Raw genomic sequence first — 19,522 nt, forward strand, 5'->3', positions numbered from 1 at the left:
ACCGGATCATCGGGAAGGCCCAGCGGAGCAAGCTCTGCTCTACAGGTGCCCGGCCTTCTACAATAGGCCGATGAACATGCCTAATCCTGCCGTCCGCCTGAAGAACGCCTGGCGTTCCAGCCATCCGTGGATCTTCCAGAAACTGGTGGACAAGCCGCCGCAGAAGCCCAAGCCGGGCACCATCGTCGATGTGTTCGGCGTGGACGGCGATTGGGTGGGGCGCGGCTTCTACAACGGCCATTCGCGCATCGCCGTGCGCATCCTGGAGACCGATCCGGACGTGCAGGTCGATGCGGCCTGGTTCCACGACAGGATCGCCCAGGCCGTGTCCCTGCGCCGCGAGGTGCTCAGGCTGGACGAGACCACCGACGCCTGGCGCGTGGTGCATGCCGAGGGCGATGGTCTGTCCGGCCTGGTGGTGGACCGCTATGGCGACCTGATCGTGGTGGAGTTCTTCGCCGCCGGCATGTTCCGCCATCGCGAGTGGATCTTCGACGCGCTGCGCGCGCAGTTCCCGGGCTGCCGCTTCCACAGCTTCGCCGACGAGCACGTGCAGAAGCAGGAGAGCTTCGACTTCCACAGCACCTCGGGCACCGAGAGCGAGGTCATCACCGAGTACGGCGTGAAGTTCCGCGCCGACCCGGCCGGCGCGCACAAGACCGGCTTCTTCGCCGACCAGCGCGAGAACCGCCAGTGGCTGAGCCAGCACGTGGCAGGCAAGACCGTGCTCGACCTGTGCTGCAACACCGGCGGCTTCGCCGTGTACGCCGCCGCGCGTGGGGCCAGCGAGGTGCTGGGCGTGGACATCGACCAGGACGTGATCGCCATCGCCAAGGGCAATGCGCGCCTGAACAACGTCAAGCCCAAGTTCGTGCAGGCCGACATCTTCCCTTACCTGCGTGATGCGGCCGCGCGCGGCGACGCCTATGACGTGGTGATCCTGGACCCGGCCAAGATGACGCGCGACCGCGAGCAGGTCATCGCCGCGCTGAAGAAGTACCTGGACATGAACAAGCTCGCGTTGGGCGTGGTCAAGCCCGGCGGGCTGTTCGCCACGTTCTCGTGCACCGGGCTGGTGAGCGAGGAGCAGTTCCTGGACATGCTGCGCCGCGCTGCCTACTTCTCCGGCCGCACCATCCAGATCCTCAAGGTGGCCGGCGCGGGCCCGGACCATCCCTTCATGGCCCACGTGCAGGAATCGCGCTACCTCAAGGCGGTGTTCTGCCGGGTGTTCTAGCGGCGCGGGCCCAAGCGCTTCAGGCCTTGGGCCACTGACGGAAGACCACGCACACCGTGCTTGGGTCGAGCATCGCGAATTCCCGCGCGCCCCACGGCTGCAGTCGCACCGTGGGCAGGTTGGGGTGCAGCCGCTGCGGCGCGCGCGCGGCCAGCTCGGCGTGCACCGCCTCGATGTCGTCGACCTCGATGCCCAGTTCGGGCCGGTCCTTGGCCGCCCACTCGGCGTTCTCCACCAGGTAGGCCTTGGCCCCGTCGCGCGCGACCACCGCCATGTCCGCGTCCTGGTACAGCACCGCAAAGCCCAGCGCATCGACGAAGAAGGCCAGCCCGTCCTCCAGCCGGTCGTAGAAGATCTTGGGGATCAGGTTGTGGAATCGCATGGCGACGCAGCTCCTAGTTGATGGGGCTCAAAGTGCCGGTCGCGTCGGCTGCACTCGGGTACCTCGGCGAGCCCAATCCCGGCCGAACGCACTGCCGGCCCAACCACAGGCATATCAGGCGACCTGGAGAGTGCGTTGACAGGGTCGGTCTGCCTTTGTCCGAGGCGCGTCGGCACGCTCGGGTCCTTATTGGATGGTCACCGTGCGTACGCAGCGATGCTCGGCGGCGCCGTCCGACTCACCCTGCGGATAGACGCTCACCCGCAGGCCCGGCTTGTCGAACCATTCCTTGACCAGGCGCCCGTGCTCGGCGTTGTACGGCGTGCGGGTGAAGCCCAGCGCCTCGAGCCGCTGGCCGAAGGCGTCGTAGTCCAGCTGGCAGACCGGGGTCATCGCCGCGTCCGCCGAGGCCGGCGTGAAGTTGAACGCGAACTTGGCCGCATCCGGGGCCGTGGCGTCCAGTTCGATCGTGTAGGACCACGGCGGGTCCAGCGCGGCACCGACGCCGTAGCGGGCGCTGCCGTCGCGCGCGCGCTCCAGGCGGATGCCCATCGTCTGCTCGACCCGTGCCGGGGTCAGATCCGCCAGCGCATGGCTGCCCTGGATCAGGTCGAGCACGCGCCGCAGGACGGCACCCGCCTGCGGGGGCTGCGTGGCGGTGGCGGAAGGGGGGGCGGTGGTCACGGCGGGTTCCTCCTTGGAAGGCGCGGACAGCGGGGCCCGCGAACAGGCCGGCAATGCCACGCAGGCCGCCAGCAGGGGAAGGATCGAAGCGGCAAGGCGCATGGGGGCGGGCAATCCTCACACAGCGGTAGGTCGCTGCTGGCCCCAGGGTGGCATCCAGCCAGGCGAGGGGCCGAGTGAACCACCTGGGCCCGTGCCGTGCAACCTGGGGCAGGCGTCGTGCGGCCGCGTTGTGGGCAAGGCATTCCGGATTGACGGCTATGATCGCGGTCATCCATCTGGCTACCCGAGCCTCCATGAAAACGACGGCGCTTTGCTTGTCCCTGGCCTTGGCCCTTCTCGCCGGGCGTGCAGGTGCGGTCGAGTTCACCCAGGCGGAGCTGGCGCGCGCGAAGGCGCTGCAGAGCAGGCTGCTGACGCTGGATTCGCACCTGGACACGCCGGCCAACTTCCCGCGGGCGGACTTCGACCTCCTGGCCGCGCATCCGGGCAACGCGCTGTCGCAGGTGGACTTGCCGCGCATGCAGGCCGGCGCGCTGGATGGCGGCTTCTGGGCCATCTACACCGACCAGGGCGATCGCAGCGCCAAGGCGCACCTGGAGGATCGCGACGCCGGCCTCAAGCGCCTGTCGCAGATCCGCGAGATGCTGGCCGCGCACCCGCAGCAGTTCGCCGAAGCGACCAGCCCGGCCGACGCGGCGCGCATCAAGGCGCAGGGCAAGCGCGTGGTCTACATCAGCATGGAGAACGCCAGCCCGCTGGCGGCCGACCCCACGCTGCTGTCGTTCTATTACGGACAGGGCCTGCGCCTGATGAGCACGGTGCACTTCATCAACAACGAGTTCGCCGACTCGGCCACCGACCCCAAGGGGCCCGAGTGGCATGGCCTGAGCCCGGCGGGCCGACAGCTGGTGCAGGCCGCGCAGAGGCTCGGCATCGTCATCGACCAGTCGCATGCCTCGGACGAGGTGTTCGACCAGCTGATCGCGCTCTCGCCGGTGCCGATCCTGCTCTCGCACAGCGGCGCGCGCGCCGTGCACGACCATCCGCGCAACATCGACGATGCGCGCCTGAAGGTGCTGGCCGCGCACGGTGGCGTGATCCAGATGAACTCCTACCAGGGCTATCTGATCGACGCCGGCGCCACGCCCGAGCGCAAGGCCGCCGAGCAGGCGCTGCAGGACAAGTACGGCGGCGAGGCGGGCATGAAGACGGCCGACGGCGTGCGCCTGGCCGCCGACCTGAAGGCGCTGGATGCCAAGTACCCGGTCAGGCACGCCACGCTGGACGACTTCTTCGCCCATCTGGAGCACGTGCTCAAGCTGATCGGCCCCGAACACGTGGGTATCGGCATGGACTGGGACGGCGGCGGCGGGCTGCCCGGCATGGAGGATGTCGCCGACCTGCCGAAGATCACCGCCTGGCTGCTGCGCAAGGGCTATAGCGAACAGCAGATCGCCGATATCTGGAGTGGTAACGTCCTGCGCGTGATGCAGCAGGCGCAGGATTGGGCGGCGGCGCAGCCGAAGTCCTAGCGCAAACCGGCCGCGCCGCACGACCGCCCCAGGACAAGGACGCATCGCCAATGACATCCACGCTGATCCCGCCGATGGCCGCGCATGTCGCGCTGGCCGCCCTGCTCTACGTCGCCCTGACCGTGGCGCGCGCACCGGCCGTGTGGGGCATCGGCCGCGCGCGCGACGGCGGCAACCCCTTCGCGCAGCTGGAGCCGCGCATCAGCGCCAACCTCTCCAACCAGTTCGAATGGCCGCTGTTCTTCCACGTGGCCTGTGTGCTGCTGCTGATGCAGGGCACGACGGGGCCGTTGGTGGTCGGCCTGGCCTGGCTGTTCGTCGCCGGGCGCGTGCTGCACAGCCTCGTGCAGATCTTCATCCCCAACCTGCGCCTGCGCGGGCTGGTGTTCACCGTGAACTTCCTGGCGGTGTTGGCGCTGTGGGCGGTCCTGGTGGCACCGGTCGTGCGGCTTCACTGAGTCCGCTGCCTTGGTCATGAGGGAGCGCGCGTATCGCTGGCGCTTGCTGCGCCGGGCGCTGTTCTGGACGCTGACCGCAATCGCTGCGTCGGTCGTCGCCCTGTTCCTGTGGGCCGCCGCGCCGCTGGCCCTCACGCTTGCCCGCGGCGGGCGGGGCGAGCTGTGGTTTCTCGGAGAAGGCGCCATGGTGCTGGCAGCGGCCCTCGCGTATCTGGTCGCCGCGGCGCTCGTTGTCGCCCGGCAAAAGGCCAGGGAAAGAAACGGATGAGACCACCAACAAGGACCTGCACCATGCTCCGCACCCTGCTGCTAGCACTGCTTGCCGTGCCCTTCGGCGCCGGCGCGATCGTCATACGAGACGATGTGGACGATGCGAAGTATCGCGTCGCGTCGTCGGAGTTCCCGGCCCTGGTCGACCTGCCTGGCGAAGGACATGGTGTCCTGATCGCGCCGCAATGGGTGGTGACCGCCGCCCATGCGGTCATGTGGCAGACCGAGATCAAGCAGGTGACCTTGAACGGGACGCCCAGGGAGGTCGAACGCCTCGTGGTCCATCCTGGTTACAGGAAGCCGTCGCAGGCGTTGCTCGACCAGGCGCTGGCGACCTGGGACTGGACCCTGTTCCGCGTGGTGCTCTCCTCCTCCGATGACATCGCACTGATCAAGCTGGCGCGCCCCGTTACCGACGTCACGCCCGTCGCGCTCAACGTAGGCGAGGACGAGTTGGGCCAGACCATCAAGATCCTGGGCGCCGGCGCCACGGGCAACGGGATCAAGGGCTACGCATTCAGCAGCCCGCATCGCACCGAACTTCGTCGCGCCTACAACAAGGTCACCAGCGCCGACGGCCGCTGGCTCTGCTACATGTTCGATCCGCCATCGGCAGCGCTGCCGCTCGAGGGCGGCTCGGGAAGCGGGGACAGCGGCGGTCCGGTCCTGATCCAGGCCGGGAACGACTGGCGACTGGCCGGACTGACCTCATGGTCGGACCCGCAGAGCGGCATCAGGACGCCAGGGCGGTATGGCCAGATCACCTGCAACGTGCGCCTGAGCCATTACCAGGATTGGATCAAAAGTGTCACCGCCGGAGCGGCGCAGGCCGGTCCTCGCCCAGGCGCAGCTTGATCCGCACGCCGGTCGTCGGGCCGACCGGCGCGCCTTGACGAGCGATGGCTGTCTTTGTCCCGCGATGCCTGCGCTTTGTTGCATAAGCCATATGCGGACGCGGCAGGCATATTCGCGACGACGCGAATTTTCTAAAGCCGACGAGGCGAGAAAAATCATGCTTGCAGGGCGGAAATGATCTTGACGGCTCGATCTTCCCAGCCGAACAATCGCCACGATGCTCCGGACGGAGTCCACGCGGTGCCGGCCCTCATGAAAGCCCGTCAAGTCTTCATCGCAGGCCTGCTGGCTTGCGCCGCGTTCTCGAGCGCAGCAAGCGGCGCCGATCTCACCCAGGACGACGCGGCCCTCATACGCCACATCAAGGCCACCAACGCAGTGTTCGTCAAAGTGCTCGGGCCTTGCACCGCGGAAACGCTGTCGCGCGGTGAGACGAGCAAGTTCACTTACAGCGGCACCTGCGAGCTCAATCCGCTGCCCGACAACAGCGATTGCGGAAGCTACAAGGTCACGGCGACTGATACCGTGGATACCAAGACCTGGGCCACCGTCAGGGATTTGCGCCTCGCGCTGCAGTGCTCGGCGTAAGGGCTGGCAACGCATTCAACGCGAGACCGTTTCTCGAAACGGGTTGGGTATAAACGAGATGCTGGTCTTTAGGCAGCTTCACGCGCCGAAATCTAACGGGTCTGCCGAGGCGAATGGCTCACTCGCGCTTGTTCCCGCGCCATGATGCTGGATGCGTTGGGGCCACGGATCTGCATCATGGGACCCTCCAACAGCGGCAAGTCCACGCTGGCGGAGGCGATAGGCCGTGCGCGGAGCCTGAAGGTCGTCCACCTCGATCAGCTCCATCACCTTCCCGACACGAACTGGGTGCCCAGGCCCTTCGAGGAGTTCGCCGCACTCCACGATGCGGCGATCTCCGACTCGCGCTGGGTGGTGGACGGCAATTATTCCCGGTTGCTTCCGCAACGGTTGGAGAGGGCTACTGGGCTCATCCTGCTGGACGTTCCCACGGTGACAAGCCTTTACCGCTACTTTCGCCGTTGCTGGTTCGAGCGCGATCGTCGCGGCGCCTTGGCGGGCGGGCAGGACAGCGTGAAGTGGGACATGATTCGTCACATCGTCGGCGCGACAAGAGTTAACCGCAGCCGCTACCGGAGCATGTTCGCCGGCATCGGCCTAGCGAAGGTACTGATCGATTCGCCCAAGGCCCTGGATGATTTCTATCGTTCGAACAGCTTGAAACGTTGAGTCGGTGGCCCTGGCCTTTCTTTCTGGGAAGTGACTGGTTCGCCAGCCATCGAGTCGCATATGCTTCAGACTTATGGGGCGGGGGTAGCGCATAGAAAATCTTCCAAACCATGGAGTAGTGGGCAGGGCCCAAGCACTCTTCGTCGCTATCTTTGGCGGTGTAGTGCCGGAAAATGCATCTGAGCCAAGACCGCTCAGCGGTTAGGCCTAACCTAGGTATTGGCTAACTACAAACATGGTCGCCATCTTCGAATTCACCTGCTCCTGTTGCGGAAAACGGCATGAGGGATCACCGAGTTTCGGGTACAAGGCTCCGATGTACTACGACGTTCTCTCGGAGCAAGACAAGGAGTCGCTCGCCACACTCACCGATGACCTGTGCGAGATAGACAGCCCTGAAGGAACCGACTACTTCGCCCGCGTTGTCCTGGAGTTGCCGATTCATGGCGTGGAAGAACCCTTTCTCTGGGGTGTGTGGGTTTCACTCAGCGAAGAGAGTTTTGAAAGATACACGTCCACGTGGGGAGAACACGACGAGTCTGACAGCTACTTCGGCTGGTTCAGCAACCGCCTTCCCTACTATCCGGACACGATCAACCTCAAGACGAACGTTCGACCTCGGAATGGTGGATTGAGGCCCTACCTTGAGTTGGAGCCAAGCGCTCACCCGCTCGCCACGCACTACTTCGAAGGTCTTTCCATCCAGGAGGCGCAAAGGATCGCGGAAGAGGTCATGCATGGAGGCAGCTAAGACTTCTTGGAACCGAATCCGTTCTTGATAGATCTGAAACCAGCGAGACTCACGCTCGTTTCAGTCTGGATGGATTGTCCATTCCTATCTGGACCTTTTGCTGTTGTTCTGCTAATCGCGGTCAAGGGGATTCGCTGCTCTTTACTCGAAAAATTTGTCCAAATGGCCAAATTCTGTGAGACAGCCAACTTTATTGTTGTCACGCACATGGGGAAATCATGGTAACTATTGCTCTTGGCCTTCTCTGTACGACGTTTGGCCTGATATTTCTAACGGGGTGTTTCCTCAGAGTCGACTCTCCTGCTTTTATCGAGCGAGCAGCGGGCGACCAGAACAAGATCACCAAGCTGAGAACCATGCAGGACGCATGGACGAGGTTGGGCAAACCCAGGCAGTTCATCGCCTCTACTTCTGCATACCTCATTATGGGGGTCGGCTTGCTGCTTTTGAGATACCTCCCAAAATTCGCTGAATTTTGGTGGATCGTGCCGGCACTGCTCGCCGTCAATGCGCTCATCCTCCTGCGTGTGAGGAAATATGCGCACTCCAGCCTTGATGATCAGCTCCCAGGGCACGCAGAGGTACTTAAGGTCATCGATCGTCACGTAAGAATGTGCATAACATTCGGCGTGGTCTTCGGCATCTTGGCGCTGGGCTTCTAGCTGCGTTCAACCAGACGATTTCTCTAGGCGGTTGATTGGCTTGGCCCTCCATGCCCTTAGTGGTCTTCGACTACGCGATTTCTTTGTCGGCCCTTCTTATTGGGGACATTCGCCGGCCAGCGTTTGCGTCAAACGTCCAGGACTTCGGTGGAGCAGCATCCGGTGCGCGAGTCGCCTTATCTGCAAGAGTGGGAGGCACATGAAATCAAGCTGGTCATCGCTGCCCACCGCCTGGCAAGACGCATTCGGCCTTGCCGTGGACTCGTACCTCAGGCGGGACGCTGCGCCGATTGGCGCGGTGGTCACGGATGGGGCAGGCGCGATCGTTTCCAGGGGTGGGAACGCGATCTCGAGCCACCGTTTGGCGCATGCCGAGATGGAGGCTTTCGCCGGTGTCCCGGCGACGCTGGATCGGCGCGCGGCCCGGCTCTTCGTGACGGTGGAGCCGTGTCCGATGTGCGCAGGGGCGCTGCGCATGATGCAGCTCGGCAACGTCCACTTCGCGGCGAGGGATTCGGCGGCTGGCGCCACCCGACTGCTGCAGGACGACGGCTTCATGCGTGAGATCCCCTGCGCGGTGCATGCGCCGCGGATTCCCGCGCTCGAACAGGTTGTCGTTGCGCTGGTGACCGAGCATCGGATGCGGACGGGTCACACGCGCTGGCAGTCCGCGTGGGAGGCCTATCAGCCCGTGGCTTTCGCCGTCGGAAGGCGTCTGGCCGCCGAGGGCGCTCACGCGCAGTGGCGGCATGCGTCGGTCGGCCCTGCGGCGCTCTACGAATCCGTCGTTTCGTTCTGCGTCGGGACCTGACGCGTCGCCAAGCCGACGCGCTATGGTCGGCTGCCCGGCCAATCCGTTCCGGGACCCGTGGAGCTACGTGTGACCAAGACCATCACCATCAGCCTGCCCGTCGCCGATCTGGAGGCGTCCAGGGCGTTCTACACGGCCGTCGGTTTCACGCCCAGCGCGAAGTTCGCCGACCCCACGGCGGCGCTGATGGAGTGGAGCGAGACCATCAGCGTGATGCTGCTGACCCATGCGCGCTGGGCGACGTTCACCACGCGGCCGATCCCGCCGAGCACCTCGAGCGAGGTGGCGTTGAACATCTCCTGCGCCTCGCGCCAGGAGGTGGATGCGATGGCCGAGGCGGCCGGCCGTCATGGCGGCACGACCGACATCAATCCGGTCGAGGACCACGGCACCATGTACGGCCGCGATTTCTGCGACCCGGATGGCCACGTCTGGGGCGCGATGTGGATGGATGCGGGCGATGCGCAGGACGAAGACGCGCCTACCGCTGATTGATTGCCGGCGAGGTGTCGGCGAATCCTGTGGCAGGATGCCGCAGGGGCGATGCCCCATTACGCACAGGGACTCGCGACGCTATGGCCATCCTCTTTTTTGCGCTCTATTCGGTCTTCTGCTTCTGGGTCGTGTTCCTGGACGGCGCGGACACGCTGGAGGGATCGCGAGCTCTGGTGACGCTGGACTGGTTCGCCTGGACGCTCACGGCGAGGGAGCTGCGGTTCTACGTGGGCATCTCATGGCTCGCCTCGCTGGCAGGGCTGCTTTTCAGCCTGTTCGGCGGCACCTGATCGGTGTGAGTCAGCCGCGCGGTGCGTCGCGCGTGAGCGGGTAGCCGGAGAACGGCTTGACCTCGTCCATCAGGAAGTGGGAGACGATCTTCTCCACGCCGTAGTCGCCGCCCAGCAGGCCGCGCGCGATGTCCTTCCAGTGGTGCACGTCGTGCACGATCACGCGCAGCAGGTAGTCGTACGAGCCGGAGACGCGGCTGGCCTCGACCACCTCGGGCATGTCCAGGATGCGGCGGTCGAACTCGGTGAACTCGTCCAGGGCGTGCTGCTTGAAGGTGACCTGCGCCAGCACGATGGTCGCCGAGCGGATCCGGTCCACCGCCACGTGGGCGCGGTAGCTGCGGATCAGGCCGCGCTGCTCCAGCGCCCGCACCCGCGCCAGGCAGGCGCTGGGCGACAGCGCCACCCGGTCGGCCAGGGCCTGGTTGGTGATCCGTGCATCCTGCTGCAGTACGTCGAGGATCTTCAGGTCGGTGCGATCGGGCGCTTTGGCTGACATGGCGGGCTTCTTGAGGCGTTTGGGCTACCCGCCGCGCTGCACGATGTGCGCAATTGGCGGGCCGGGACTGCAGATCCTGCGTTATTGCCGATGGTAACCCGCCGTTCCTGCGGCGTGTGCGGAATAAATTCCTTTTCAGATCAATCGATTGAGGGCGTGAGTCGCCCCGTGGTTTCTGCTGGACGCGGTTCGGGATTTCACCTACTACTGATCCCGAGCAGGAGTTCGCTGCCAGGCGATGGGGAGGTCGCGCTGGCCATCAGGGGGACATCGGAGGTTCCGCCAACCCGCCAACCGTCCAAAGGGGACCGTCCGCCATGAAGTCGTTGCCGATCACCGCTCTCTCCCGCGCCGTGCGCGCCGCCTGTCTGCTCGGCATCGCCGCCTCCGGCGCCGCGCCGGCCTTCGCCCAGGACGGCGACAGCGCCGCCGCGCCGCAGACCAAGGACCTCAACACCGTCGTCGTCACCGCCGGCAAGCGCAACGAGTCGGTGCGCGAGATCGCCGGCTCGGTCAGCGCCGTCACCGCCGCCGAACTGGACGCGCTGGGCGCGCAGAGCCTGTCCGACTACATCCAGCGCACGCCCGGCGTGGTGTTCAACAGCTATCAGCCGGGCGTGTCGCAGGTGGTGATGCGCGGCATCGCCACCAGCGCGGGCAATGTGCAGGGCCAGGCCACCACCGGCTTCTTCCTCAACGAGGTGCCGCTGACCGAGCCGGGCTGGACCATCGTGGTGCCCGACATCGACACCTTCGACCTCAACCGCGTCGAGGTGCTGCGCGGCCCGCAGGGCACGCTGTTCGGCTCGGCCTCGATGGGCGGCGCGATCAACTACATCGCCAACGTGGCCGACACGAGCGGCTTCGACGCGGCGGCCGAGGCCACCGTCAGCCAGACCAGGAACGCCGATGTCGGCTTCGGCGCCAAGGCGATGGTCAACGTGCCGGTCAAGCAGGACCTGCTGGCGTTTCGCGCCGTGGCCCAGTATCGCGACGACCCGGGTTATCTGGACAACATCGGCACGGGCAAGAAGGGCGCCAACACCACCACGCTGGCCGGCGGGCGCTTCTCCGCGGTGCTGACCCCGGCGCAGGGCACCACGCTGTCGTGGCTGAGCCTGCTGCAGAACACCGACTCGGACGACAACGCCTACCAGATCAAGGGCCTGGCCGACCTGACCCGCAAGACCGCGGTGCCCGAATACACCAACACCAGGGTCGCCGTGCACAGCCTGCGCCTGGACCAGGACCTGGACGGCATGACCCTGACCGCGCTGCTGGCCTACCAGAAGAAGAAGCAGGACTGGCGCTTCGACTACACGCCCATCCGCGGCGCCTACAACGCCGATCTGGATCTGGACCTGACCAGCCCGCTGTCGATCTATTCGGGCGGCGAGAGCACCGGCAAGAGCCTCGAGGTGCGCCTGGCCTCGGACAAGGGCAGCCGCTTCGAATGGCTGGTCGGCGGCATGTACTTCGACACCAGCAAGGATCTGTACGAAACCATCGGCGCCGACGGCGCCGCCGCGGCCTTCGACCAGTCCTCGCTGTACGGCCCGGGCGCCGGTGCGGTGATCGCGCCGGACGGCCGCATCTTCAATGCGTACTACACCCACCTGTCGGGCTCGGAGGCGGCGCTGTTCGGCGAAGGGTCGTTCTCCTTCACCCCGGAGTGGAAGCTCACCCTCGGCGGCCGCCTGTTCCGCACCAAGGTCGATTCACGCTCGACCCAGGTCGGCTTCTCCACCTATCCGGGCAATCCGATCGTCACCCCGTCGCAGACCAAGGAGGACGGCTTCAACCCCAAGGTCGCGCTGTCCTACACGCCCAATGAGACGGTCATGTTCTACGGCCTGGTCTCGGAGGGCTTCCGCTTCGGCACGCCCAACACCAGCGGGCTGAGCGCCTATCCGATTCCGTCCGGCTCCAAGTCCGACAGCCTGGTCAACTACGAGCTGGGCACGCGCACCAGCTGGGCCGGCGGCCGCTTCCTGCTCGACGCCACCGCCTTCTACGTGGACTGGAAGGACATCCAGCTGCGCCTGCAGACGCCGGACTTCTACAACTACGCGGCCAACGGCGGCAAGGCGTACAGCCGCGGCATCGAGCTGTCCACCCAGTGGCGCCCGACCGACCAGTTCGAATGGGCCGGCAGCGTGACCTGGCAGCACGCGCGTCTGGACCAGGATCTGTTCATCCTCTACTACGGCACCGCGCCGGCCGGCTCGCAGCTGCCGGGCTCGGCCGACTGGTCGATCAACAACACGCTGCGCTACCACTTCGATGCGGCCTACGACCCGACCCTGTCGCTGTCGCACCAGTACCTGTCCAAGGGCATCAGCGATCTCAACTCGGCCGTGCCGGGGATGACGCCCAACGTGCAGGGCAACTACAACCTGTTCGATCTGCGCTACAGCATGACCTTCGGCAGCACCGAGGTCAGCCTGTGGAGCACCAACCTGACCGACAAGCGCGGCATCACCCGCGAGGTGGCCGAGGTCAACGGCATCGGCCAGGGCATCGTGCGGCCGCGCACCGTCGGCATGACGGTGCACTGGAAGTACTGAGCCGCCGGCGGGTCGATGCGTCGCCGCGTTGCGGCGCTTCGGCCCGGATCGCATCGATGCGCCGCCTGAGCCTCCACGCCATGTCCGCCTCCTTCGCCATCGATTCGCGCGCCGGTGCACGCACGTCCCATGACCCCCAGGATCCCCACCATGGCTGATGCCTCCCGCCCGCTGGACCGCTGGCGCCAAGCCCTGCACCGCAAATCGATCGACGTGGTGGTGGCCGACACCGAACGCGCCGGCCTGCAGCGCAAGCTCGGCGCCGGCAGTCTGCTGATCCTCGGCATCGCCAACATCCTCGGCGCCGGCATCTATGTGATGACCGGCGAGGCCGCGGCCAGCTTCGCCGGGCCGGCGGTGCTGCTGTCCTTCGTGCTGGCCGCGCTGGCCTGCGGCTTCACCGGGCTGTGCTACGCCGAGCTGTCCTCGGTGATCCCGGTGTCCGGCTCGGCCTACAGCTATTGCTACGTGACCCTGGGCGAGGGCTGCGCCTGGGCGCTGGGCTGGATGGTGATCCTGGAATACGTGCTGTCGGCCTCGGCGGTGGCGGCGGGCTTTGCGGGGTATCTCACCAGCCTGCTCGGCGACATCGGCGTGCACGTGCCGGCGTGGCTGGCCACCTCCACCATCACCGCGCTGCAGCAGGACGGCCATACCGTGCTGGCGAACAGCGGCGGCCTCAATCTGGTGGCCGCGCTGGCGGTGCTGGCGGCGGCCTGCGTGCTGATCGCCGGGGTCAGCCAGTCGGCGCTGGTCAATGCGGTGCTGGTGGTCATCAAGGTGGGCGTGCTGGTGTCCTTCATCGCGGTCGGGGCGCGCTATGTGGACAGCGCGCACTGGCAGCCGTTCCTGCCGGCCAACGAAGGCGGCTTCGCCTACGGCTGGCCGGGCGTGCTGCGCGCGGCGGCGATGCTGTTCTTCGCCTATCTGGGCTTCGAGACCGTGTCGATGGCGGCCTCGGAGACGCGCAACCCGCGCCGCGATGTGCCCTTCGGCATCCTCGGCTCGCTGGTGGTGTGCACGCTGCTGTACGTCGCCGCCGGCGCGGTGCTGACCGGGATCGTGCCGTTCCGTGAGCTGGGCGTGCCCGATCCGGTCGCGCTGGCGGTGGATCGCATGGGCTGGCCGTGGTTCGCGGTGCTGATCAAGATCGGCGCGCTCACCGGCCTGGGCTCGGTGCTGCTGGCCAATGGCTATGGCGTGTCGCGCGTGGCGGTGAACATCGGTCGCGACGGGCTGCTGCCGGGGCTGTTCGCGCGCGTGCACCGCACCCGGCGCACGCCGTGGCTGGGCAATCTGACCTTCGGCGTGATCGCCGCGGTGCTGGCGGCGCTGCTGCCGATCGGCGTGCTCGGCGACCTGATCTGCTTAGGCATCGCCTCGGCCTTCATCGTGGTGTGCATCGCGGTGATGTGGCTGCGTTCGGCCCGGCCGGAGCTGCGTGGCGGCTTCCGCGTGCCGCTGGGCGGGGTGTGGATCGGCAAGGCCTGGATCGGCACCGTGCCGGTGCTGGGCATCGTGCTGTGCCTGACCATGATGGCGCCGGTGCTGGGCGACATGGTCCAGCAGGTGCGTCGCGGCGATCCGCTGGCCGCGCTGATCCTGGCCGGCTACGTCCTGGCCGGCGCGCTCGTCTACGTCTTCTATGGCCAGCGCCGCGGGCGGCGCCTGGCGTATGCCGCCGCGCAGCCAACGGAATCCTGATGTCCTTGCCCTCTGTATCGCTGTCCCAGGCCTTGTCGCTGGGACGCCTCGACGCGCACGACCAGGCCGCGCTGCTGGCGCGCGGCGAGCTGTCGCCGGCCGAACTGACCGCCGCCGCGATCGCCCGCGCGCGGCACTTCGAGCCGGCGCTGGGCGCGCTGAGCCACACCGACTTCGCACGCGCGCTGGCGCAGGCCGCCGCGCTATCGCGGCCCGACGCCGACGCGCCGATGCGCGGCGTGCCGTGGCTGCCGAAGGACTCGCTGCGCGTGATCGGCATGCCGACCCGCGGCGGTTCGCGCAGCCGCACCGGCGTGCCGGCCAGCGACCAGCACGCGTTCGCGCAACGCTGCGCCGACGCGGGCCTGGTCGCGCTGGGCAAGAGCGCGATGCCGGAGTTCGGCCTGATGGGCGTGACCGAATCGCTGCTCGGTCCGGTCACGCGCAACCCGTGGTCGCTGGCTTATTCGCCCGGCGGCTCCAGCGGCGGCGCCGGCGCGGCGCTGGCCGCGGGCGTGGTGCCGCTGGCGCACGGCAGCGACGGCGCCGGTTCGATCCGCATCCCCGCCTCGGCCTGCGGGGTGGTGGGCCTCAAGCCCGGCCGCGGCACCACGGTGCGCGTGCGGGCGCGCCATCCGATCGAGGACCTGATCGTCACCGACAGCCTGATGTCGCGCAGCGTGCGCGACAGCGCCTGGGCCTTCGCCGCGCTGCATCCGGATCGCCCGGCGCCGGTCACCGCGCCGCTGACGCGTCCGCTGCGCATCGCGCTGGTGGCCGAGACGCTGCAGGGCGTGGCGCCCGATGCGCAGGTCGCCGCGGCGCTGGCGCAGGCGGCGGCGCTGTGCGAATCGCTGGGACATCGCGTCGAGCTCGCCTCGCTGCCGCTGTGCGGTGCGCAGGTGTTCGAGGCGGCGATGACGCTGTGGTCGCATCTGGGCGCCGATGCGCTGGACCTGGCCGAGATCGCCTTCGGCGCGGCCGGCGCGCGCGCGGCGCTGGAGCCGTTCACCGTCGGTCTGTCGGACTGGAACCGCGCTCACTGCGGCGTGGCCGAGCTGGAGCGCGCCTATGCGGTGCTGGCCGCGCTGCCGGCCGCGTTCAAGGCCTTCCATGCGCGCTATGACGTGCTGCTGACGCCGACCCTGCGCGCGCCGCCGCCGCTGATCGGCACCTTCGCGCCGGACGGCGATTTCGCCGCGGTGTTCGGCGGCATGTTCGACTGGATGGGCTACACGCCGCTGCAGAACCTGGCCGGCACGCCGGCCATCAGCCTGCCGCTGGCCCACGGCGAGGACGGCCTGCCGATCGGCGTGCAGTTCGCCGCCGATCGCGGCCAGGAACCGCTGCTGCTGGCCCTGGCCCTGCAGCTCGAATCGGCCGCGCCCTGGCGCGACCGCTGGCCGCCGGTGTCGGTGGCCGCCTCTGAATCCGGCAAGGACACACACTGATGGGACATGCCCGCGACAGCCGCTTCGCCGCGCGCGACACCGACGACCTGCTGCGCCTGCTCGCCACCCAGCCGCTGGCCTGGCTGGTGTCGGCCGGCGGCGAGGATGCCTGCTTCAGCCCGCTGCCGCTGCGCGCGCAGCTGGACGAGGCGGGCGAACTGATCGGCCTGATGGGCCACCTGGCCAGGCGCAATCCGCACGTGGCGCGCCTGGCGCGCGATCCGCAGGCCACCGCGCTGGTGCTGGGCCCGCAGGCCTATGTCTCGCCGAGCTGGCTGGACGATCGCACCCAGGCGCCGACCTGGAACTACGCCGCGGCGGTGTTCCAGTTGGAGGTCACCTTAAGCGAGGCGCCGCAGGACATCGCGGCCGAACTCGATGCCCTGGTCACGCAGATGGAGGCCGGGCGCGCGCGCGCCTGGGCGCTGGAGGAGATGGGCGAGCGCTATGCGCGCCTGGCGCTCGGGGTGACCGCGCTGCGCGGCCGCATCGTGGCCCGGCATTCGACCTTCAAGCTCGGCCAGGACGAGGCCCGCCACGACTTCGCCCAGATCCTGGCGGGGCTGAGCGCCGGCGGCGAGGACACGCTGGTGGCGTGGATGCGCGACTTCGCCGAGCGCGAACACGGAGGCGCCGCATGAGTGCCTCGCTGGATGCGCTGGACCCGCAGCTGCGCCGTTTCGTCGAGGGTGTATGCGAGGAAGGCACGCGCCTGCGCGCAGGCCGCGCGCTGGACTGGCCACAGCGGCGCGAGATCGCCGCGCAGGTGCGTGCGCCCTGGTGCGCGGGCGGCCCGGCGATGCAGCATGTCGAAGACCATAGGCTGGAAGCCGAAGGCCAGGCCTTCCGCGTGCGCGTGCTGCGCCCGTCCACCGCACCGAAGAACGCACCGGCCCTGTTCTACCTCCACGGCGGCGGCTGGTGCATGTTCAGCATCGACACGCACGACCGGCTGCTGCGCACCTACGCGCACGAGGCAGGCGTGGTGGTGGTGGCGATCGATTACGCGCTCTCGCCCGAGCATCGCTATCCGCTGGCGCTGCAGCAGTGCGAGGCCGCGCTGGCCTGGCTGCGCGCGCAGGCAGGGACGCTGGGTATCGACGCCGGGCAGCTGGCGCTGGGCGGCGACTCGGCCGGCGGCAATCTGGCCGTCGCCACCGCGCTGCGGCTGCGCCAGGCGCAGGCCTTGTCCGGCGTGCGGGCCCTGCTGCTCAATTACGGGGCCTTCGATACGCGGATCTCCGCCGCCGCGGCGCGCCTGGGCACACCGGAGGATCTGCTGACCGTGGCGGAGATGGAAGAATTCTGGACCAGCTACCTCGGCCCCGACGCGATGAGCAACGACGATCCCCTGGCGCAGCCGCTGCGCGCCGACCTGCACGGCCTGCCGCCGGCCCTGCTGCTCTATGGCGATCGCGACGTGCTGGGCGAACAGAGCGTCCTCATGGCCCAGCGCCTGCGCGAGGCCGGTGGTCAGGTCGAGCTGCGCCGCTACCTGGGCGCGCCGCATAGTTTCGTCGAGGCCATGGCCGTGTCCGAGCAGGCACGCGCGGCGGTGGCCACGGGCGCGGCCTGGCTGCGCCGCCATCTGGTTTCTTCCTCGCAGGAGAGCGCCGCATGAAGCGGATCGTGTTGAGCTGCCTGTTCGCCGTGTGCTGCGGCATGGGCGCGATGTCGGCGGGGGCGCAGACGCCCGCGTCCCCGCATCTGCCGACGCCGGCCGACTTCGTCGCGCTGGCGCAGGTGGGCGATCCGCAGATCAGCCCGGACGGCGCGCGCATCGCCTACGGGGTGGCTACGCCGCAGGACGATGGCAAGCCCGCGCGCCGCCAGCTGCAGCTGATCGCCGCGACCGGCACGGCCGCGCCGCGGCCGCTGGACGGCGCCGGCAAGGCCGACGACAGCGCGCCGCAGTGGTCGGCCGACGGGCGCCAGCTCCTGTTCCTGTCCGATCGTGCCTTGCCCGGCGCCGAGGCGGCGCCGAAGCCCGCGGCGACGCAGGTCTGGCGCGTGGACGCCGAAGGCCGCCAGGCCAGGGCGCTGACCCGCGCGGCCAGCGACGTCGCCAGCTTCGCGCTGTCGGCCGATGGCACGCGACTGGCGTATCTGGCGATCGATCCGCCCTCGCCGGCGATGCAGGCGCGCATCGCCGCCAAGGACGATGCGGTCGAGGTCGATCATCCGCGCCTGTTCAAGCGCCTGTGGGTGCAGGACCTGGCCGGCGGTGAGGCCCGCGTGCTGAGCCCGCCCGGCCTGCAGGTGCAGGACGTGGCCTGGGCGCCGGACGGCCGGACGCTGGCGCTGCGCGTGTCCGACGACACCACGCTGAACGGCTACTGGTACCGGTCGCGCGTGGTGCTGCTGTCGCTGGCCGATGGCACGCTCAGCCCGCCGCTGGAGCCGATGGCCTCGGCGTTCCCGCTGCAGTTCTCGCCCGACGGGACCCGGCTGCTGTACGGCCGCATCGCGCCCTACGGCATGGTCGCCACCGTGTACGCGCACGACCTGGCCAGCGGCAAGCGCGTGGCGCTGGCCGAGGACTGGCCCGGCACGCTGTGGCTGGCGCGCTGGCAGGACAGCCGCACGCTGATCGCGCAGGGGCTGCGCGGCGTGCGCGGCGAATTCCTGCGCGTCGATGCCGACACCGGCGCATGGCGCACCCTGGCCACGCCGCAGATCGCCTATCCCAGCTTCAGCACCGCGCGCACCGGCCGCACCGCCTTCATCGGCCTGCGCGATGCCCAGCCGGCCGAGGTGTGGACCCTGGACGGCGGCAAGCTCACCGCGCGCACCGACACCAATCCGCAGGTCGCCGGCTGGGCGCATGGCCAGGTGCGCGAGCTGGCGTGGACGTCCTCGAAGGACGGCCGCCGCATCACCGGCGTGCTGCTCACCCCGCCCGGCTGGAAGGCCGGCACGCCGCTGCCCACGCTGGTCCAGGTGCATGGCGGCCCGGCCGAGGCCTGGTGGTCGGGCTGGATGGGCTCCTGGCACGACTGGGCGCAGTTGCTGTCCACGCGCGGCTATGCCGTGTTCCTGCCCAACCCGCGCGGCTCGGAAGGGCAGGGCCGCGCCTTCACCGAGCTGGCCCGCCACGACTGGGGCGGCGCCGACTTCCAGGACCTGCTCGACGGCGTGTACATGCTCGAACGCGAAGGCGTGATCGACCCGCAGCGCCTAGGCATCGGCGGCTGGAGCTACGGCGGCTACATGTCGGCCTGGGCGGTGACCCAGTCCAGGCGCTTCAAGACCGCGATCGTCGGCGCGGGCGTGATCGATATCGGCGCGGCGGCGCTGACCACCGACGTGCCGACCTACGCGCCGGGCTACTTCGGCGACCCGGTGACCCACCGCGCCGAGTACGACGCGCATTCGCCGATCCGCTACGTGGACCGGGTGAGCGCGCCGGTGCTGATCCTGCACGGCGAGGCCGACGCACGCGTGCCGCTGAGCCAGGGACAGATGTTCTATCGCGCGCTCAAGTTCCATGGCACGCCGGTGGAGATGGTGACCTATCCGCGCGGGCCGCACTGGTTCACCGAGCAGGCCGCCGGCCGCGACGTCCAGCAGCGCGTGCTGGACTGGCTCGACACGCACCTGCGCTGAGGCTCCGG

At 68.3% G+C, this 19,522-nt stretch carries 21 protein-coding genes; 18 read left to right on the top strand and 3 right to left on the bottom strand.

Annotation, left to right across the window (positions count from 1 at the left end; translation table 11 throughout):
* Window positions 1-70: 70 nt before the first annotated feature.
* Window positions 71-1,237: a class I SAM-dependent rRNA methyltransferase gene (locus tag EAT51_RS04030; protein WP_130520469.1), complete on the top strand. Its 1,167-nt coding sequence runs from the start codon at window positions 71-73 to the stop codon at window positions 1,235-1,237.
* A 19-nt stretch (window positions 1,238-1,256) separates the two neighbouring features.
* Here EAT51_RS04030 and EAT51_RS04035 read toward each other — a convergent pair whose 3' ends face one another.
* Window positions 1,257-1,619 carry a VOC family protein gene (locus EAT51_RS04035; protein WP_130520471.1) on the bottom strand — a complete coding sequence of 121 codons (363 nt, stop codon included), beginning with the start codon at window positions 1,617-1,619 and terminating at the stop codon, window positions 1,257-1,259.
* 186 nt (window positions 1,620-1,805) lie between these two features.
* Window positions 1,806-2,303 (bottom strand): hypothetical protein, encoded by a 498-nt coding sequence (locus EAT51_RS04040; protein ID WP_130520473.1) that lies wholly within the window; start codon window positions 2,301-2,303, stop codon window positions 1,806-1,808.
* 296 nt (window positions 2,304-2,599) lie between these two features.
* On the opposite strand from EAT51_RS04040, the gene EAT51_RS04045 reads away from it, so the two are divergent.
* From EAT51_RS04045 to EAT51_RS04095, 11 genes are all read left to right on the top strand, one after another.
* Entirely contained in the window at window positions 2,600-3,838 is a 1,239-nt protein-coding gene (locus tag EAT51_RS04045; protein WP_130520475.1) for a dipeptidase, read from the top strand.
* A gap of 50 nt (window positions 3,839-3,888) precedes the next feature.
* Complete coding sequence (locus tag EAT51_RS04050; RefSeq protein ID WP_130520477.1) at window positions 3,889-4,296, top strand: MAPEG family protein; 408 nt, start codon at window positions 3,889-3,891, stop codon at window positions 4,294-4,296.
* A gap of 16 nt (window positions 4,297-4,312) precedes the next feature.
* Window positions 4,313-4,564, top strand: coding sequence for a hypothetical protein (locus tag EAT51_RS04055; RefSeq protein WP_130520479.1), 252 nt, complete (start codon window positions 4,313-4,315; stop codon window positions 4,562-4,564).
* A 23-nt stretch (window positions 4,565-4,587) separates the two neighbouring features.
* Window positions 4,588-5,421, top strand: coding sequence for a S1 family peptidase (locus tag EAT51_RS04060; RefSeq protein ID WP_130561333.1), 834 nt, complete (start codon window positions 4,588-4,590; stop codon window positions 5,419-5,421).
* A gap of 252 nt (window positions 5,422-5,673) precedes the next feature.
* Window positions 5,674-6,009 (top strand): hypothetical protein, encoded by a 336-nt coding sequence (locus EAT51_RS04065; protein WP_130520483.1) that lies wholly within the window; start codon window positions 5,674-5,676, stop codon window positions 6,007-6,009.
* 177 nt (window positions 6,010-6,186) lie between these two features.
* A complete protein-coding gene (locus EAT51_RS20540; RefSeq protein ID WP_228257808.1) occupies window positions 6,187-6,678 on the top strand; it encodes a P-loop NTPase family protein in 492 nt (163 codons plus the stop codon).
* A gap of 235 nt (window positions 6,679-6,913) precedes the next feature.
* Window positions 6,914-7,429 carry a DUF2199 domain-containing protein gene (locus EAT51_RS04075; protein ID WP_130520487.1) on the top strand — a complete coding sequence of 172 codons (516 nt, stop codon included), beginning with the start codon at window positions 6,914-6,916 and terminating at the stop codon, window positions 7,427-7,429.
* A gap of 218 nt (window positions 7,430-7,647) precedes the next feature.
* Complete coding sequence (locus EAT51_RS04080) at window positions 7,648-8,091, top strand: hypothetical protein (RefSeq protein ID WP_130520489.1); 444 nt, start codon at window positions 7,648-7,650, stop codon at window positions 8,089-8,091.
* Between the two features lie 199 nt (window positions 8,092-8,290).
* On the top strand, window positions 8,291-8,902 hold the full coding sequence (locus EAT51_RS04085) for a nucleoside deaminase (protein WP_130520491.1): 612 nt from the start codon (window positions 8,291-8,293) through the stop codon (window positions 8,900-8,902).
* Between the two features lie 69 nt (window positions 8,903-8,971).
* Window positions 8,972-9,397, top strand: coding sequence for a VOC family protein (locus EAT51_RS04090; RefSeq protein ID WP_130520493.1), 426 nt, complete (start codon window positions 8,972-8,974; stop codon window positions 9,395-9,397).
* 80 nt (window positions 9,398-9,477) lie between these two features.
* Entirely contained in the window at window positions 9,478-9,687 is a 210-nt protein-coding gene (locus EAT51_RS04095) for a hypothetical protein (protein ID WP_130520495.1), read from the top strand.
* 10 nt (window positions 9,688-9,697) lie between these two features.
* Here EAT51_RS04095 and EAT51_RS04100 read toward each other — a convergent pair whose 3' ends face one another.
* Entirely contained in the window at window positions 9,698-10,186 is a 489-nt protein-coding gene (locus tag EAT51_RS04100) for an Lrp/AsnC family transcriptional regulator (protein ID WP_130520497.1), read from the bottom strand.
* A 317-nt stretch (window positions 10,187-10,503) separates the two neighbouring features.
* On the opposite strand from EAT51_RS04100, the gene EAT51_RS04105 reads away from it, so the two are divergent.
* The 6 genes from EAT51_RS04105 to EAT51_RS04130 all read left to right on the top strand — a co-directional run bounded on the left by EAT51_RS04105 (window position 10,504) and on the right by EAT51_RS04130 (window position 19,514).
* Window positions 10,504-12,753: a TonB-dependent receptor gene (locus EAT51_RS04105; protein WP_130520499.1), complete on the top strand. Its 2,250-nt coding sequence runs from the start codon at window positions 10,504-10,506 to the stop codon at window positions 12,751-12,753.
* Window positions 12,754-12,903: 150 nt separating this feature from the next.
* On the top strand, window positions 12,904-14,457 hold the full coding sequence (locus tag EAT51_RS04110; protein ID WP_130520501.1) for an APC family permease: 1,554 nt from the start codon (window positions 12,904-12,906) through the stop codon (window positions 14,455-14,457).
* On the top strand, window positions 14,457-15,908 hold the full coding sequence (locus EAT51_RS04115; protein ID WP_130520503.1) for an amidase family protein: 1,452 nt from the start codon (window positions 14,457-14,459) through the stop codon (window positions 15,906-15,908). The genes EAT51_RS04110 and EAT51_RS04115 overlap by 1 nt, the downstream gene beginning before the upstream one ends.
* Window positions 15,908-16,549 carry an FMN-binding negative transcriptional regulator gene (locus tag EAT51_RS04120; RefSeq protein WP_130520505.1) on the top strand — a complete coding sequence of 214 codons (642 nt, stop codon included), beginning with the start codon at window positions 15,908-15,910 and terminating at the stop codon, window positions 16,547-16,549. The genes EAT51_RS04115 and EAT51_RS04120 overlap by 1 nt, the downstream gene beginning before the upstream one ends.
* Complete coding sequence (locus EAT51_RS04125) at window positions 16,546-17,529, top strand: alpha/beta hydrolase (RefSeq protein ID WP_130520507.1); 984 nt, start codon at window positions 16,546-16,548, stop codon at window positions 17,527-17,529. The genes EAT51_RS04120 and EAT51_RS04125 overlap by 4 nt, the downstream gene beginning before the upstream one ends.
* Window positions 17,526-19,514, top strand: a complete 1,989-nt coding sequence (locus EAT51_RS04130; RefSeq protein WP_228257809.1) for an alpha/beta hydrolase family protein — start codon at window positions 17,526-17,528, stop codon at window positions 19,512-19,514. Before EAT51_RS04125 ends, EAT51_RS04130 begins: the two co-directional genes overlap by 4 nt.
* The last annotated feature ends 8 nt before the right edge of the window (window positions 19,515-19,522 follow it).

The sequence above is a fragment of the Pseudoxanthomonas winnipegensis genome (assembly GCF_004283755.1).
In the GTDB taxonomy this organism is placed as follows: Bacteria; Pseudomonadota; Gammaproteobacteria; order Xanthomonadales; family Xanthomonadaceae; genus Pseudoxanthomonas_A; species Pseudoxanthomonas_A winnipegensis.